Raw genomic sequence first — 18,527 nt, forward strand, 5'->3', positions numbered from 1 at the left:
TATATTTTCCTCCCTATATCTGATTTATATATATTTCTTCTGCTAAATACTCATCTATTTTTTTTGTCCTCATATCCTGCTCAATATAATTTTTTTTATTTTTCATATATTTCCAAAGCATTTTTAAAAGAGAACAAGAAAAATTCAATAATTTGTTATTCGAAACCTGGTCTTCTTCTCTCCAGGAAATTGGATAAAACACCATTTTCTGTTTATAATAACAAGATGCAAGTATCATTAAATCATTAAAATATAATGTGTCCGGATACTGCATATAATATTTACTTTTTAATGTTTTAACCTTATATAAATTTAATCCAGAGCCAAGATCTTTCACCGATTTATGCACAACCAGAGAGAACAGTAAATTAAATCCATAATTTCCCCAAATCCGAAGTTTACTATATCCAATAAGCCTCGACCCTTTCATAAAACGTGCCCCTAAACAACAATCATATTCTTTATATTTGCCACTTTGAAGCAACGGAATAAAGTCACCGATACTTCCCTGATCATCTCCATGAAGTACGATAATATAATCAAAATTATTCTCAATTGCGTAATTAAATGCTACCTTATGCGATCCACCCAAACCATAATTTTCTCTGTTTTTTAATACTTTAATCGGAAAACCTGCATTCATTTTTTTTATCTTTTCTATAGCGGCCTGCTCTCCATTATCTGTACTCCTGTTATTGACAATTATCGCTTCTGAAATATATTTTTTTATTTCACCATTCAACTGATCTAAAACTCTTACAATCTGCTTTTCACAGTTATACATTGGGATAAAAACCAGTATTTTTTCTTTCATCTCTAAATCCTTTCTATCAATAATTTCATTACCAAAAAGTTCATACACATCGTTAATGGGGTTACTAAAATCTTAGCAGCCATCGCAGAAAAATCACCAATGATACTTCCACAAAAAGTCTGATACAACCCTGCTGCAATTAACGCTAAAAGCTGCGACACCAATAATATCAATATGATCTGATATAAAATATAAATTACAAATTTTACCTTCAGAGGAATTCCGCCATCCTTTTGTACAAATGTTTTTCTGGTAGATACACAAAATACAAAGCATACTGCGACCAGTGAACTGATCATATTATTCACTGCAACATAGGATGACCTTAAATTCAACAGATTAAATATCACAAAATCCATGATCCAGCCAATTCCACTGATTCCAACAAATGCAATTCCCTGCTTTAATAATTTTCTCATACTCTTTTTCCCTGTTAAGCAAAGCCCCTGACTACAAAAACTGTTGCCCCACTTTTCTCTGCTGCCTCTATTCCCACATCCGAATCTTCAAAAATAATTGTATCTTCTTTCAAAATCTGATAATAATCCATGGCCTTACAAAATCCTTCCGGATCCGGTTTTTTCTTTTTTACATCTTCCTGCGAAATAATAAGATCAAACTCATCAAGACGATTATGATATTTTAATATATCCTCACTGTTTTTTCTCGAAGCAGTCGTAACCAGAACAATATAATACTCGTTACGGATTGCATTGATAATCTCAAATAAGTGTTTGTTTTCCACTGTTTCTGAAAGAAAATCACCATAATATTTCTTTTTTAATTCATGCACTTCTTCCATATGGGTCTCACTCTGCATAATCTCTGGAAGAAATGTTTTATAATGTCTCCCATTACACTGATTTGCAAAATACTCATAATCCATCGTATATCCAAACTGTTCTAATGCTTTTTGATATGAAAGAAAATTGACTCTTCTCGTATCATATAATGTTCCATCCAGATCAAATAGTGCCAGTCGTGTCTTCATCTATTTTTCCTCTTCAAAATTATTGATAACATCATTCATTACCATAAGCATTCCGGCATAAAACAGCAATACCCTTTTTCCATTTTTTTCAATTTTATAAGGCATTAATCTCAGCCAGTGTATGATCTCATGATAATAAATACTCTTTACGCGTTCTTTTGCAAAATGTTCCCGCATATACTTGTCCAACATATCATATAAATATGTATATGCCTCTGATTTAGTAAATACAAAATTAATTCGATTTCTTTCAATGCTCACATTCTTTGTTGCCATCAAAAATTCATAACCACCATGTATCGACTGCAACAGTTTTCCATAATCAAGATTTGAAGAATCATGCACATTTCCGGTATTCGGATCTATGATATAAAAATCATCCTCTCCATCTGCATTTCTTGTACAGATAATATTCTCAATCGTGAGATCACCATGAATCTCTGAATATGTATCATTTTTAAAAATATCAGATAAATGTTCTTCTGACAGATATTGTAAATAATATGGCAAATTATGAAAACTTCGTCCATTAATGATGATATCATCATACTCCATAAGACGCTTCAAATATTTTGCATTCATAATTTTATCCAGGTTTTTATTTACTTTAGACTTAATATATTCATCAATGGTTGCTTTATCTGCCGGTCTTTGATTTACTTTGTATAAAGAATTTTCCAGACATTCCGTCGCTTTTTTTATAAATTTCCACGCATTTTCTTTTGGCATAGAATGTGCATAATCAAACAATCCAACTGCCTGACTGTCATATGGCATATCGTAGTAACAGAAAGTATCCTGCTTTTGATACTGCATAATATCCGGCAAAGGTATAATATCCTTAAAACGCTGCAGCCACTCAATCTGCTGATATAACTTATCTCCATCTGCGCCAAATGCATATTTACGGAAGAAATTTTTTCCATTATTCATACAAAGCATTGTCGTCGCATTAGAACCTGCAGAATAGTCACGAATAATCAATATATTTTGATTGATCTTCAGATAACTCTCTATATACTCACGCCGCTCATTTGAAAAATAGGTTTCCAAAAAGTTCCGTCGTTCATCCTCATCCAATTGCGGTATCAAATTCAAATACGATTCTTCCGAATCTACACTTCCATCATTTTTAGACTTCAAACACAGGGAAATGACAAATAATATCACAATCGGAGCAAATAAATAAATGCCAGTCCATATCATCTGCGTATTCAACATTCCCTGCGTAACCGTTATTGCTCCGAGACTTCCAACATGAATACTGTTCTTTGTAAATAGCATGTAAAATACATCCAGCCAGTTCATATTAGATCCCTGGTGGCTTAAAAATGCAGCAAAACAATAATAAGACGTAAGGTACAAAATCCACATTCCTAATGTTTCCAATAATAACTGGGTCTTTGATATCTTTTTAAAAATATCTTTAAAACTCCAGATCAACGACCAGAAAAATCTCAACAAACGTATTTCAATTCTTGCATTGAAAATGCCCGCAATATTTTTCAATATTTTTTTTACATACCCACGTAATATGTATACCAGTAAAGTAACTGCTAAAACGCCGACTGCCAAAAACATATAAAACCAGACCGAATCTGCACTGTCTAAATTAAAAGCTGAAAAAATCGCAAACAGAATACCTACAACCAAAATGTCTAAATAGCGGTCTACAATAACGGTTGCCAGTGCAAACCCTCTCCCATTCTTCATTTTTCTTCCTGAAATCCAGGCTCTGACTAAATCCCCCGCCTTGAATGGAATAAATGAATTGATAAAATATCCAATTGACAAAGACTGTAATAAATTTTTCGTATTTGGTTTTTCATATGTTTTTACGAAAAGCTCCCATCTTAGCGTTCGGATAAAATGGGCCAAACAAACCAGAACAATTGCAATAATTAACATTTTTCCTTTCTCCTGTCTTTTCACATCTTATTTCTGTAATCTTGATGCTTTATCATATATAACTTTTTTGATTAAAATCACAAATAATACACATTGTCCAATTAAATATATCGAAAAATAATACATAAAAAAACTATCCGGAGCTGTTGCAACAATTAACGGGAGTTTTATTAATGGTACAATAAACAAAAATGCTGCCTTAATCCTTTTTTGTTTAATAAACCAAATAAAAAAACCTACTAAACACAAAATTGCTGGTATCGAATTATAACCAAGTATCCGAAAAATTTCTAACGGTGTATTCGAAAATATGCTTGCCTTAAATTCCAGAATTTGTATTATCTTTTTCCTTATGTTGCTAAAGCAAGCCCTTGAAAAATAATCATCCCTAAATAACACTACAATATCTTGAGTATAATCTTGTGAATTCTCATCAAATAAGTTTTCGGTTTCTTTAATAAACTGATTTTGATAATCTAAACTAATTGCATTTGCTTTAAAAAAGATAGGAACCTGTACTTTCATAAATTCAATTGGATGTTTGAATACCAATTTTGCATATGTTTTCATGAAGTTACTATAATCATCTCTACTATAATCATCTTTACGAATTAAATTTTTCGTTGAATCCCATACAGAATTGGGACCATATTGTTCTAACACTTCTATTGCCACAACCTTATTTACATTATCAAGCATTTCTGTTTCTTGATTTTTTAAGTTATCATCCTTTAAAATATATTGTAAATAATTAAGTGTAGATACGATTGTATTTCTATCTCCAATCTGTTCTTGCATTATTTTATTTTGATAATTATTTCCTGCCAATGAACATATAAGAACAACACATACAACAGCTAATTTTTGTCTTGAATTTGAATACTTTCCTAAAAACCATATATAAAGTACTGGAGCTAAAATGATATAATATTTTCCCTCTGTTCTCATGACTGACAAAATTATACTAAATATAATATAAACAAAAATAAATATATTCGAAACTTTTTTTTCTTGCTCCTTCTGAAATTCAATTACCTTAAATAATATCATTGACAATAATGTTAATTCAACAAAGGCATACAAGGTACATCTTAATGGATATAAATTACTATCTATAACTGGGAACAAAAGAAACGGAATAAGCGTTAAAGATGCTATTTTTTTATCCTTTATTATCCACTTATATATATTGACCACAAAATATGCTACCATTCCTGAAACACAAAGTAACTGTATAATAATTATTCCTGCCGGAAAAGGTAAAATACTCAAACAGCAAATGTAAAAAAAAGACATCAAAAAATTTTGCGCTGCCGCAACATAAAACCATTTACTGCCATCAATCATCCAAAATTCATCCCAACGCCAAATTCCAGGCCAAATCAATAATAGAACTGTTATGAGAAGTATAAAATAAACAAAAAAGACTTTTGCGAAAAAAACAGCATTTTCATCTTTTTGCAAAACCCTAATAATTCCTTTATATAATACCTGTCCTAATATAATCAACGTAAATAACAGCATTACTTTGGTTATTATATATATACTATTATGAAGATTTAAATGATCGGAATTAAACCATAATCTTTCTGAAAAAAAAGATGCTATAAAAAGATATAGTGATATTCCTAAAGCCTTTTTTTCTAATTTCATTTGTATACTCCTCGTTCCTATATCTGTATTTTTATTCAAATATTTCCTTTATCTGTTTTTTATTTAAATTATTATACTCTAAATAAAAATAATTGTTAACTCTATCTGTATAAACTGATTCTTCATCATACGAATATTCATTTCCCTTTGAATCATAATAATCACCATAGGATGTTAATATTGGAATATCTTCTCTCAATTGGTTCATATATGTATAATATGAAGACTCTTTTATTCCCATCTTTTCAAAAATGAGCGGAACTAAATAATTCATACTTATTGTTTCCTGAGTTGTTTCATCTATTTTTTGATTAGACCATATTATAAATGGAGTTTCTCTCAACCTTATTTTTTTATCATTTTCATACTTTTTATCCACAATGTCCTTAGCAAATGCCGGTGAATGATCTCCTACCATACAAATTACAACTGGTCTGTCTATTGTTTTAAAATAATTTACTAAATACATAAATGCCTCATCTGATAATTTGATACTTGTTAGATACTCATTAATTTGATCTGTATACTCACCATAATCATTTAATACATGAACAGTGTCTTTTTCTGGATTATTCATATCCCAACCACCATGATTCTGCATTGTTAATAAATACATAAATTGAGGATCTTCACTATTATTATCATACCAGTTGATCATATTGTTATATAAACTTAAATCTGTTGCATACCAACGTTCCCCATAATATTCAATATTTTCAAAATCTTCCATAAAATATATTCTATCAAACCCAATGTCTGGATACGCCCGATTACGAGAATAACTAAGCGCACCTGAACCATGTGCTCCTAATGTCCTATATCCTAAATTTTTCATATGAGAAACTACAGTATTTGCATTTTTTAAATCAAGAACATTAAATGGTGTTACTCCAGGCATTAATTGTAACGAGTTACTCGTCAAGAACTCATATTCCGAGCAATTTGTTCCGCCTCCTGGTAATGGAACAACTGCATATCCATGAACACTATTATCTAAAGATTTGATTCCAGACATATACTCATGATCAGTCTCTATATCTGTTATCATTTTTAAATCATAAAATGTCTCATTTAATATTAGAATAACATCCGGTGTTTGATTCACTCTTTGTTGTTCATTCTCTTCTATATTTATATTCTCAACTTTTTCTAATGAATATCCTTCTGGTTTATTAACGACATTTCGTGTCGAAATAATCATTTCTATAGAACATGCCGTATATCCATATTGAAAATAAGCTTCTTTCCATGACCATCCAATTGTTTTTTTAGGTTTGACAGGATTTGCAGAAAAATATCCAAAATAAAAAACACACACTGCAGCCAAAACAATGATAGCATCACGCTTAAAAATATTTTTTTTGGTTTTAACACTGTTTTTTTCCTCTTTTTTTACAAATAAAATCAATACAAAACTAACAGCAAAAATTACGAGTATTATACTAATACAAGCATTTATTTTTATATCATATCCCTGCATTACATCTATAGCAGCTTTTGTATTTTTTATTTCCATTATAGAAAATGGTAATCCATGAAATTTTATCACAAAATAATTAATTATTGATAAGACACAACATAAAATCTCTCCTAAAAGAGTGGACAGCCATATCCTATTACAAATCATTAACAATATTAAATTTATAACCAATATTGTCAGTATATTAAGTCCTATATATTTGCCGGACATATTCCAAAAAGACTGTTTATCATCCCAACTGCAGCTTAATTCCAACTGAATCCATCCAAATATTGAAATTAAACATGGAAAAATACTCACATACCATTTTTTATCTGCATAAATTTGTTTCAATAAATTCTTTCTGTCTCTGAATCTGCTCTCCAATATATTCATATAACTCATCACTAAGTCCCTTGATTCTCTTCTCTAAATGCTCTTTATTTTCATCCGTATAAGAAGCCTGCTGTCTGATCTGATTTCCTATATACTCATACAGTTCATCACTTAACGCCTTTATTCTGTTATTCAATCTATCTACTTCTTCTGACGACATTGGAAATTTTTCAGCTTCTGGTTTTATAGCTTCCGGCTTTACAGCTTCCGGCTTTACAGCTTCCACTTCTTTATTTTGTCTCAGCTGCTCATTCTCTTCTTCCAGTCTTTTTATTCTTTCATCCATTTTAGATAATCTATAATTACATTCTTTTAATCTCTGTTCCAATTCGCTGTTCTTCATAAAATATTTACCTCCATATCATTGGTTTTATTTATTCTCATCTTCGCCAAATATGGCTTTCGACATCCGATAGCGGCAGCTTATTCCCACTTTTGAGATTGTCGTTTTAATGCCATCCTGCTCTAAACTCTCAATCGTTTTGGCAATTCTCTCATTATCTAAAACACTGTTTACACGCCGCAGTATCTGACCCATTTTCTGATTCGCTTTCCCCGGATAATATACCTGCCTCGTCTCCTGAACCACAACATCAGGCACACTTTTCTGCCTGCTCATATCCATTAATCTGTCAAATGCAAATCCGACATCAACATTTTTCACACAATCTTTCAGCCATTCATAGCCTTCCGGAATCCATTCAGCATTTTCAATCCATGTAATAACTGAATCATTATCTAATATCCGAAATAGTTCCGCCTTAATCTGACCATCTTCTCCATCATTTCTGGAATCAAACAACATATTCATACAACGAACTACATGTCCCACAGCATACTGGTAAAAAAAGGTAATATTCTCATCTTTCCACACACATTGCACACGTAAAAATTTTTCATATTCCTGCAGCAAAGAAACCTGATTGTCAAACATTTTGCTTCTGTAACATGTTGTCAGTGAATTTTTTCCCCATTGCAGATAGTAATAGAGAACGTCTGAAATAAATACAATTCTTTTTAATCGGGAAAAATATTGTAAGTTCAGTAAAAAATCTTCTCCCAGTTCCTTATCAAGTGGAAAACACAATCCGTACTTGTCAAAATATTCCCGTTTATATAATTTATTACATGGTCCTTCAAGCAGCACAGTATACAATAATATTCTTGAAAAATCACCCAGAAACTTTTCTCTCGAAAGTACACATTCTTTTCCAAGATACTGTGGCAGCCAGTCATTGGAACTGACAGGTCTGTTTCCTTCTAATACCATATAACGCATTCCACAGACTACCATATCAGCTTCATAGATATGCATTGTATCTACCAGTCGTTCCGTCATATTTTCTGTTATCACATCATCTGAATCAACAAACTGGATATACTCTCCTGTCGCCGACTCAATTCCACAGTTTCGCGCATTGCTGACTCCACCATTTGGGACATCCAGAACTTTAACTCTGTCATCAATTGCAGCATAGTTCTGGCATATGATAAGTGAATCATCCTTCGATCCATCATTAACCAAAATAATTTCTATATTTTTATATGTCTGTTTCAGTATCGATGTGATCGTATACCCAAGATATTGTTCTGCATTATACACTGGAACAATAATACTGACCTTCTCATTTTTCATTTTCTTTCACGCACACTCCTTGCCATACCATACTTCTCAAGCCCTTTTGACAAAAGTTTAAATTCCTCAATATACCACGGATCAACATCATGCTGTTGCAAATAGTCCACGTCTTTCCTTGCCTGTTCTACAAGTGCTTTTACTTTCGGTCCATTCACCTGCTGACGATAGCACTGATAAATCCGGTCTAAAAGAATCCAGCAATAAATATCATTCATTTTCCTTTCTAATGACTTTATCCCATGCTTTTCAAAAAAATCTACTCTCTCACGAAATGCCCAGCAAGCATCAAGATTTGCCTCTCTGAATTTTTCACCTGTAATACTGTCTGTTCGTCTTCTGTCATAGTTATAAAATGAAAAATCTATATATACTAACTTTCTGGCATTATACATATATTTATAGGTCGTATATTCATCTTCATGAAGTTTGCCTTTCGGATATCTGACATCCGCAATCACACTACGCTTATAAAGCTTATTCCACGCATTGGGTTTAAAGTAATGCCAGTCAAGCATTGCCTCCAACGCAAAAATATTATCGCCTTCTACCACATTTCCGGTACAGGCTGTTTCTTCAACAATACAGTCCGCATATAGATTTCGATAGCTGCATTCTGCAATATCAGCATCATATTTCAATAAAGTATGATATAATACCTCATACATCTTATCATCTATCCAGTCATCACTGTCAATAAAAGCTATGTACTCTCCGGCAGCCACCTCAATGCCTGCATTCCGTGCATCTGATAATCCACCATTTTCCTTATGGATCACCCGAATCCGCGAATCTTCCTGCGCATACCTGTCACACATCTCCCCACATGCATCCGGTGATCCATCATCTACAAGTATGATTTCCAAATTACGGTATGTCTGCTTTCGAATTGACTCTACACAACGATTTAAATAATTCTCTACCTTATAAATCGGAACAATAACACTAATTTTTCCTTCTTCCATTTTCATACTACTCCACTATTTATCCAAAAATTCTCCAATACATCTTCCCTAACGTTCTTCGAATTCCACTTCCCTGTGGAAATATTTTCATCAGCAGCTTTCTGGTTCTCTTAAATGCTCTTGCTTCAATTACTGTATCTACTGTCACATTCTGACCGCCGCCCTGATGCTGCATTCCACTTAAAATTTGCTCATAATATGGTGTTTTTCTCGCCATGTCCCAGAATACATATCCAAAATCTTCATCCGGTTTCATCCACGGCTTCAAAAATCCGGCATAATGAATAATATATGGATCTTTTCTCGCATTTTCATAGGCATCCAAAATATAATACGGTGCGTATTTAATCACTTTCTGCCAGCGGAAATGATCACAGTCAAAGATCATATTCCATTTCATATCCAGATAAGTTACCCTGTCTTTACATACCACATTCAGAATATCCTGATCTGAAAAACGGTAAATTCCTGTATCCGACATTTCGAGTAGTTTGTCCACTGTCACAACTTTACTCATCTCTGTAACATTAAACACAAGTACTCCCGCCTGAAAATATACAAACGGATTTTCGAGTCCCAGTGTATTTTTACAATACTGACGCATTTCTGAATTTTTCATATTACACTGTCCTGCAAAATCAGGATCAAGTGCACCCGCAATCAGACTGTTTCCCATATCTGTATCGTAAAGTTCTGCTACATCATGACAGATGATCATATCACAATCCAGATATACTACTTTCGGATATACCTTTAGAATATCAAGGATCAGGAAACGGTAAAATGTTTCTGTTGTAATGTGCTGCTTTGCCTGCAAGACGTAGCCGGCGACCCTGCTGCTCACATTCACGAAAATAAATCTCACATTCGCTCTATTCAATCTGTCCGTAAACATTTTCTGGCTGTCAGCATTGATATCTGTATGGAATACATAAATCTCATACTTCCGGTCATGACTTGTATGTTCCACGATCGACTGTGCACAGGTATATAAAATCGGAACATATTTCTGGTTTGCTGCAAGTACTACCGGTACTACATCCCCATCTGTTGCCTGTGTAACTTCTGTCTCTGCATCTGCATTGTGAATCAATGCAATCTGCAACTCTCCCAGGCGGTACTTTCCCTGTTTTTTCAGGTACATATAATAGATACCCGCCAATCTTTCTCCTAAATGACCAGTCGTGCGGTATCCCTCTCTGGAATACTCGCTCATATCCGCACGCTTTTCAAATTCTTCTAACACATCAAAAAGAATTTTCGAATAATCCTCAAAAAGTTCTTTTTTGGCAATAAACATGTTGCATGGATAAAACGTATGACCTTCAAAAAGTTCTCTGGCTGTCTCACTCAGATATGAATACTTTTCATCTATGATTTTTAAAAATAACTCTGCATCCTCGATATGTAACTCCGGTGCCTTTTTATAATGCTCATAAACGCTCTTTGCATTCATATCAGAAGTAGGTACACCTTTGGCAATCAAGAAATCATACTTTTCAATATAATCCTGCACTGCTTTTTCATGCAATGCCAGTTCATCCATTGCCTTCTGATCCAGGAAATCATATTCAATCGTTCCCCATGATGTCTCTTTGATCTTTTTTTCACTAAAAGAGAAAAATCGTCGGTAATGGCAAAATCCATAGTAATCTGCCTGCATGTTTTTCCATGCCCAGTACTGAGTTGTAAGTTCACAATATGATTTATTCAAAGACGAAATATTGTCCCCTTGATTATCCTGATACACACCTTCCGGTACTTCTTTCGTCTGAAAATCACTTCCTGCAATCACATTATAAAATAACGAATTATTAACACGCATCGTATCACGGTTTGGGGTATGTGTCACAAAAATCTTAATATCACTCATTTTTATTTTAACTCCTCAATTTTATCTAATGCCGCTTCGATCACTTTGTCCATATCATAATATTTATAATTACCAAGTCTTCCGCCAAAAATGACATTGTTCTCACTCTCGGCAAGCTGGCGGTATTTTTCATAAAGTGAATTATTTTTCTCGTTATTTACCGGATAATAAGGTTCATCTCCCTTATGCCACTCACTCGAGTACTCTTTGGAAATAATTGTAACAGGCTGTTTTCCATATTCAAAATGTTTATGTTCGATGATTCTCGTATATGGAACTTCTCTGTCTGTGTAATTCACGACAGCATTTCCCTGATAATTTTCCATCTCATAACGTTCCTGCTCAAACCGGACGGAACGATACTCTAAGACACCCAGTTTATAGTCATAATATTCATCGATCATTCCTGTATACAGAACTTTATCTGCGACCTGTCCGTTCTTTGCAGTAAACTCTTTATAATCTGTATTAAGTAATATCTCTGTTCCCTCTAACATTTTTTCAATGATGGCTGTGTATCCACCGATCGGGATTCCCTGATAGCGGTCATTAAAATAATTGTTGTCATAAGTAAAACGTAACGGCAGACGTTTGATGATAAAAGCCGGCAGGTCTTTGCAGTCTCTTCCCCACTGTTTTTCCGTATATCCCTTGATCAGTTTTTCATAGACATCACGTCCGACAAGGGATAATGCCTGTTCTTCGAGGTTTTTCGGTTCCGTAATATTTAAATCTGCGATCTGTAACTGAATGATGTCTTTTGCTTCCTGTGGTGTAACAATCCCCCACATTTTGCTGAATGTATTCATATTAAACGGAAGGTTGTATAATTCATCTTTATATCTTGCAATCGGTGAGTTAATATAATTATTAAACTCTGCAAACTGGTTAATGTATTCCCACACTTTTTTATTTGAAGTATGGAAAATATGTGCGCCATATTTATGTACATTAATGTCATCTATCTTTTCACAGTAGATATTTCCACCAATATGGTTTCTCTTATCAATAACCAGACACTTTTTCCCTCTCTTTTTCATTTCACAGGCAAAAACCGCTCCATAAAGTCCACTTCCTACAATCAGATAATCATACATCATAACTTTTTTCTCCTGTTTATTTTAATTTCCAATATAAATTTCCGACTGTCCGCCGTATCCAGCTTCCCTGTGGTAAAATCTTTTTCGCCGTTTTTCTCATCACATTTACCACAGCCGTTCCCGGATTACCTTTTCTTTTTTCCTGCCCACACAGATCATAAATTAACTCTTCATAATAAGGCGTCCTGCGTGCCACCTTCCAGAATTCCTTTGCAAAATCATCTTTTGGATTTTTCCAGGGCTTTGCCGCACCTGCATAATGGATGATATATGGATCCTTTCTGGCATTCTCATAAGCATCCATAACATAATAAGGTGCCGATTTGATCACATGCTGCCAGCGATATTTATTACAGTCTGTCAAAACATTCCACTGCATATTCAGATAAGTAACTTTACCCTCACATACGATATTCAAAATATCCTGGTCGGAATATTTGTAAATTCCAGTATCTGACATTTCAAATAATTTTTGAACACTAATCTTATCTGCTATTTGCCCCATATGGAACACTAATACACCAGCCTGAAAATAAGCAAGAGGATCCTTTAATTTTAAGACGTCTCTGCAATAAGCAAGTGTGTCAGCATTCGCTCCGTTACATTGTCCTGCGAAATCCGGATCAATCACTGCTGCCAACATATTATCACCGAGTTTAACATCATATAGCTCTGCGATATCACGCCGGATGATCATGTCACAATCCAAGTATACCACTTTCGGATACATCTTTAAAATATCAAGAATCAGAAAACGATAAAATGTTTCCGTGGAAATATGTTCTTTCGCTTTTAACTGATATCCAGCCACCCGGCTCCTTACATTAACAAAAGAAACATCGAAATTTTTCTTTTTAAGTTTTCTTATTTCATTTTGGCTTTCCGGCTCAATATCAGTATGAAAAATATATATTTTATAATCTCTTTGTTCCGATATATGGTCTGCAATCGACTGCAGACATGTATATAAAATTGGAACATATCCTTGATTGGCAGCTAACACAACCGGTATTTCATCGTCTTCTGACACACTGATTTTTGAAGTACCTTCATTTTGTTCAATCTGTGCCATCTGCAGCTGTCCCAGACGATATCCGCCTTTTTGTTTCAGATATTCAAAAAAGATTCCCGTCATGCGTTCCCCTAAATGCCCCGGTGTGCGCAAACCTTCTCTGGAATATCTGCTCATATCACATCTCTGTTCAAATTCATCCAGAATATCAAACAGCATCTTAGAATACTGAAAGAATAATTCTTTATTCATAATAAACATATTGCATGGGTAAAAGATTTTCCCATGCACATATTTTTCAGCCACGTCATTCAGTTCGGGATATTTTTCACGAATAATAGAAAGAAAAAGATCTAAATCTTCTATATGGAGTTCCGGTGCATTCTTATAATGCTGATACACAGACTTCGCCTGTAATGCATTTACCGGAATCCCTTTTGCAATCAGAAAATCATACTGCTCAATCGTCTGTCTCATGGATGCTTCATCCATACAAAGTTCCTGTTTCACGTTTTCACTCAAAACCGGGTAAATCAGGCAGCCACAATCAGCTTCCTGCAGATTCACTTTGGAAAAGGAAAAATATCTGCGGTAATGGCAAAAACCATAATAATCTGCAGTTTGATTTTTCCACGCCCAATATTGTGTCGTCAGTTCACAATAAGATTTGTTCTTAAATGAAATATTGTCCCCCTCATTATCCAAAAGCATTCCTTCCGGAACTGACTGAGTCAGAAAGGCACTTCCCGCTATTACATTATACATCAGTGGATGCTCTATTCTCACTGTATTGCGATTTGGCGTATGGGTTACAAATAATTTTATCTCACTCATAGAATCCTCTTATCATTCTTCGTTTAGAAATTCATATATGCATCACAAATTGTATCAGCATCACCACACATTTTCACATGTCCTTTGTCAAGCCACAATGCATGATCACATAAATTCTGTACAGATGTTATAGAATGTGACACATATAATAATGTTGTTCCTGTTTCTAACATATGTTTCATACGTTTTTCGCATTTTTCCTGAAACTTATAATCTCCTACGGATAATACCTCGTCACAGATCAGGATATCCGGCTGAACCATCGTTGCCACAGCAAATCCAAGTCTTGCCGCCATACCGGAAGAGTAATTCTTGATCGGCATATCCAGAAAATCCCATAATTCAGCAAAATCAATGATTTCCTCAAACTGCTCTTTCATAAAACTCTCTGAGTACCCCAACAGTGTTCCATTCAGCAGAACATTCTCGCGGGCAGTCAGTTCACCGTCAAATCCGGCTCCCAACTCAATCAGAGGTGCGATCGTTCCCGAAAGGCTCACACTGCCCTTATACGGTTTTAAGATACCACAGATCAGCTTTAACAATGTGGATTTTCCGGAACCATTCGTTCCTACGATTCCCCATGCTTCCCCTTTCCGAACCTGAAGGCTTACATTCTGTAGGGCAAGGAATTCCTGAAACATCAGTTCTTTTTTTACCATTTTTATTACATATTCTTTTAAATTATTGACCTGCTGTGATGCACGGTTAAAACGCACTGTTACATCCGACACATCAATAACAATATTCTTGTCATCCATCTTCATTCTCCTAGATATATAAAATAAAATCGTCCTGTTTTCTTATAAATGCCCATGATCCAACAATCAGAAAGACAAATGCTATCGCAAATCCGTATACCACATCTCCTGCAGCCGGTAATGTCTGATGAAGTGATATCGTACGGAACTGTGTGATATACTGATACATAGGATTAAAAATTTTAATTGCTTTCTGCACTGATTCCGGTAACTGTTCCATCGGATAGAAAATAGGTGTCAAATACATCCATGCCGTTGTCAGTACATTATAAATATACTGTATATCTCTGAAGAATACAGCTGCCTCCGCCAAAAACAAGCCAAGACCAAGGCTGAAAATATATACTTCCATTAAAATAACCGGAAAAAACAGCATTGCCCATGAGAACTGTACCTTAGTAATAACAAATACAATAATCATAGCTCCCAGAGAAAAGACTAAGTTGACCAAAGAACTCGTAACCTTAGATAAGGTAAACACATATTTAGGAACATAAACCTTTTTCAATAATGGTCCATTTCCTGTAATGGAAAAGATCGCCTGATTTGTTGCTTCTGTCATAAATGTAAACAACGTCTGTCCAATGATAAGATATGCAGAATAATTGTCTATATTAAAACGGAACATTTTGGAAAATACTAAATACATAACGACCATAACCATTAATGGATTTAATACGCTCCATACATATCCCAGAAAACTTCTTCTATACTTTAACTTTATATCTTTCGTTACCAGCTGTTTGATCAGATATCTGTAATTATACAACACCTGACATCTTGTTTTCATTTTATTCATTACTCGCTCTGATTCCTCTTTTCTTCCTATATTTTTCATATAAAACTGCTATATTATAACATAACTTATTTTAAATTCCAATAGTTGCCTTTACATTTACTTTTGTCTGTTTATAATCATCTTGCGTCTCAAAAACTTAATTTCACCAAATACAATCATCACAATATAAAATGTAAAAGAAATCTTTTTTTTTCTTCTCAATATCTGAAAATTTCTTTTTCGCCCACAATGCATCTCTTTCAAATGAGACGACAATCCACTCTGCCCATAATATTTTCTTCCAATGCCATAATCAACCAGCTTCTCAGGCAAATAATACACCTGATCCCATTCAAAAAATCGCTGATAATAATTCATATCTTCACAGTACTGCATGGACTCATCAAAATATCCTGCATCCTTTACTCTTGATCGACGAATCACAACTGTTGAAGTAAATATAACGCTTTTTGTGCAGTATTCTTTCAGTGATAAGTGATGTAGTACATGATCTTTATGAAATAAAATTTTAAGAGGTCCTTCTTCCATTCCTCCACACAGCAGATCAATCCTGGGATTTTTCTTAAAAACTTTCTCCTGCATTTCCAATTTTTCAGGCACCCAGCAATCATCTGAATCCAGGAATGCCAGATAATCTGCTGTTGCCATACGGATTCCTGCATTTCTTGCAGCCGCCACACCTGTATTTCGCTGATTATATAAAATAATGTTCAAAATACAATCTTGACGGCTTTTATACTGCTCCACCTTATCTTTCGTACCGTCTGTAGATCCGTCATTAATTATGATCACTTCCTGAATCAGTTCTGGTTTTGTCTGATTCTGCAACGAATCCAATGTCTTTTCTATCGTTTTTTCACTATTATATGCCGGAATAATAACACTGAACATATTGCTCACACCTGATATACTTTCTTCATGATTTCATCCACATTTTCTTTGCTAAACTCTTTTATTTTGCACTGATTCGCCTGTCCCATTTTTTCAAATTTCTGTGGTTCATTTTTTTTCATCTCATATAATTTTGTAAATGCTATTCTGTACTCACTTTCTTCTCCCGGTGCCACCAGATAGCCTCCCACACCCTCTTCGATCAGATCAACATTTCCTCTGATTCTGCTGCACACAACAGGAAGCCCTTCTGTCATTGCTTCCATCAATGCAACGGATAATCCCTCTCTGAACGACGACAAAACAAAACAGTCCGCACACTGTAGAATTTCATGTACATCACTGCGGAATCCGGCAAATTGTACATTTTTTTCTAAATGGTGCTCTTTCACATACTGTTCAAGTTCTTCTTTTTCCGGTCCAATCCCACACATCACATAATAAATATCAGCTTTTTTCATTTTTTCCAATGCTTTTATGACAGTTCTCTGGTTCTTATTTGCTGTAAATTCTGCCACCTGTACGATCAGAAAAGCACTCTCAGGTATACCAAGTTCCTGTCTTTTTTTATTCTTTGCTTCCTGTGGCATATCGTGTGGTGTTACATTTACTCCAATACCCGGAATATAAGTAAGCTGCTTCATATGAAATTTCTTTTTTGCAAGCTCATAATCTTCCTGATTGATCACCAGCAGTTCATCTGTATATCGTGACAGATATTTTTCCACCGGATAGAACAGCAGCCAGTTTTTTGCCGGCGCCCCTTTAAAAAAATGAAACCCATGTGCAGTATAGATTGCATGCGTCTTATATTTATGTGCGGCCAGTCTGCCAAGCACCCCGCCGATCGGGCTGTGGCAATGTACAAAATGATATTGATTCTTTTTGAATAATTCTTTCAACTGCCGGTACGCTCTTGCATTTTGTCCAAGTTTAAATACATTTCTGGCAAAATCAATCTGATGCCACACAACCTGTTTTGATTCCAGTTCTATTTTTAATTCATCGATCTGTTCTGGTGCACACGTATTTCCCTCTGCAAAATTACATGCCACCTCTACCTGATATCCCATCTGCAACAAAATATCGATATTTCTCATGTTGAACTGCTGTATCATGGATGCTACAGAAGCCACCAGTAAAACCTTATCTGACATGAAGTTTTTATCTCCTTTTTATACCCCAATAAACTTTCCCACAGCCTCATCCAGCCGTTTTAACATCTCACATTCCCTCAATGTCACTTCAGATACCCAATCATCATAGTATCTATGCGTAGTCAAATAACTGAATAGCCTCTAATATGGACGTTTTTCCCGAATTATTTTCCCCAATTATAATGTTGATCTGACCAAGATTCTCCATCGTCAGATTACGCAATCCGCGATAGGAACCGATTGTTAATCTTTTTAACATCCTGCCACCTTTTCATTGT

At 34.5% G+C, this 18,527-nt stretch carries 17 protein-coding genes; all 17 read right to left on the minus strand.

The window, feature by feature from the left end:
• Positions 1-13 precede the first annotated feature (13 nt).
• The 17 genes from DW650_RS05830 to DW650_RS05910 all read right to left on the minus strand — a co-directional run bounded on the left by DW650_RS05830 (position 14) and on the right by DW650_RS05910 (position 18,508).
• On the minus strand, positions 14-814 hold the full coding sequence (locus DW650_RS05830; RefSeq protein WP_118209317.1) for a glycosyltransferase family 2 protein: 801 nt from the start codon (positions 812-814) through the stop codon (positions 14-16).
• 2 nt (positions 815-816) lie between these two features.
• The gene (locus tag DW650_RS05835; protein ID WP_118209318.1) at positions 817-1,233 is read right to left on the minus strand and encodes a GtrA family protein; all 417 of its coding nucleotides are present in this window, start codon (positions 1,231-1,233) and stop codon (positions 817-819) included.
• A 14-nt stretch (positions 1,234-1,247) separates the two neighbouring features.
• Positions 1,248-1,805 carry an HAD family hydrolase gene (locus DW650_RS05840; RefSeq protein ID WP_015522045.1) on the minus strand — a complete coding sequence of 186 codons (558 nt, stop codon included), beginning with the start codon at positions 1,803-1,805 and terminating at the stop codon, positions 1,248-1,250.
• Complete coding sequence (locus DW650_RS05845) at positions 1,806-3,713, minus strand: lysylphosphatidylglycerol synthase transmembrane domain-containing protein (RefSeq protein ID WP_118209319.1); 1,908 nt, start codon at positions 3,711-3,713, stop codon at positions 1,806-1,808. It abuts the gene before it with no gap.
• Positions 3,714-3,740: 27 nt separating this feature from the next.
• Positions 3,741-5,366: a hypothetical protein gene (locus tag DW650_RS05850; RefSeq protein ID WP_118209320.1), complete on the minus strand. Its 1,626-nt coding sequence runs from the start codon at positions 5,364-5,366 to the stop codon at positions 3,741-3,743.
• 31 nt (positions 5,367-5,397) lie between these two features.
• Positions 5,398-7,179, minus strand: a complete 1,782-nt coding sequence (locus tag DW650_RS05855; protein WP_158576210.1) for an LTA synthase family protein — start codon at positions 7,177-7,179, stop codon at positions 5,398-5,400.
• Positions 7,157-7,564: a hypothetical protein gene (locus tag DW650_RS05860; protein ID WP_118209322.1), complete on the minus strand. Its 408-nt coding sequence runs from the start codon at positions 7,562-7,564 to the stop codon at positions 7,157-7,159. The genes DW650_RS05855 and DW650_RS05860 overlap by 23 nt, the downstream gene beginning before the upstream one ends.
• 27 nt (positions 7,565-7,591) lie before the next feature.
• Positions 7,592-8,857 carry a glycosyltransferase family 2 protein gene (locus DW650_RS05865; protein WP_118209323.1) on the minus strand — a complete coding sequence of 422 codons (1,266 nt, stop codon included), beginning with the start codon at positions 8,855-8,857 and terminating at the stop codon, positions 7,592-7,594.
• A complete protein-coding gene (locus tag DW650_RS05870; RefSeq protein WP_015559583.1) occupies positions 8,854-9,822 on the minus strand; it encodes a glycosyltransferase in 969 nt (322 codons plus the stop codon). The genes DW650_RS05865 and DW650_RS05870 overlap by 4 nt, the downstream gene beginning before the upstream one ends.
• A gap of 19 nt (positions 9,823-9,841) precedes the next feature.
• Entirely contained in the window at positions 9,842-11,695 is a 1,854-nt protein-coding gene (locus DW650_RS05875) for a DUF4422 domain-containing protein (RefSeq protein ID WP_118209324.1), read from the minus strand.
• 2 nt (positions 11,696-11,697) lie between these two features.
• Positions 11,698-12,795: a UDP-galactopyranose mutase gene (gene glf, locus DW650_RS05880; RefSeq protein WP_118209325.1), complete on the minus strand. Its 1,098-nt coding sequence runs from the start codon at positions 12,793-12,795 to the stop codon at positions 11,698-11,700.
• A gap of 16 nt (positions 12,796-12,811) precedes the next feature.
• The gene (locus DW650_RS05885) at positions 12,812-14,641 is read right to left on the minus strand and encodes a DUF4422 domain-containing protein (RefSeq protein WP_118209326.1); all 1,830 of its coding nucleotides are present in this window, start codon (positions 14,639-14,641) and stop codon (positions 12,812-12,814) included.
• A gap of 23 nt (positions 14,642-14,664) precedes the next feature.
• Positions 14,665-15,408: an ABC transporter ATP-binding protein gene (locus DW650_RS05890; RefSeq protein ID WP_015522036.1), complete on the minus strand. Its 744-nt coding sequence runs from the start codon at positions 15,406-15,408 to the stop codon at positions 14,665-14,667.
• Positions 15,409-15,412: 4 nt separating this feature from the next.
• The gene (locus DW650_RS05895; protein WP_118209389.1) at positions 15,413-16,201 is read right to left on the minus strand and encodes an ABC transporter permease; all 789 of its coding nucleotides are present in this window, start codon (positions 16,199-16,201) and stop codon (positions 15,413-15,415) included.
• 96 nt (positions 16,202-16,297) lie between these two features.
• Positions 16,298-17,092, minus strand: coding sequence for a glycosyltransferase family 2 protein (locus DW650_RS05900; RefSeq protein WP_118209327.1), 795 nt, complete (start codon positions 17,090-17,092; stop codon positions 16,298-16,300).
• A gap of 5 nt (positions 17,093-17,097) precedes the next feature.
• Complete coding sequence (locus DW650_RS05905; RefSeq protein ID WP_118209328.1) at positions 17,098-18,249, minus strand: glycosyltransferase family 4 protein; 1,152 nt, start codon at positions 18,247-18,249, stop codon at positions 17,098-17,100.
• Between the two features lie 112 nt (positions 18,250-18,361).
• A complete protein-coding gene (locus DW650_RS05910; protein WP_118209329.1) occupies positions 18,362-18,508 on the minus strand; it encodes an AAA family ATPase in 147 nt (48 codons plus the stop codon).
• Positions 18,509-18,527 lie beyond the last annotated feature (19 nt).

Origin of the sequence: Roseburia sp. AM23-20 (genome assembly GCF_003470905.1) — a bacterium.
Taxonomy (GTDB): domain Bacteria; phylum Bacillota; class Clostridia; order Lachnospirales; family Lachnospiraceae; genus Roseburia; species Roseburia rectibacter.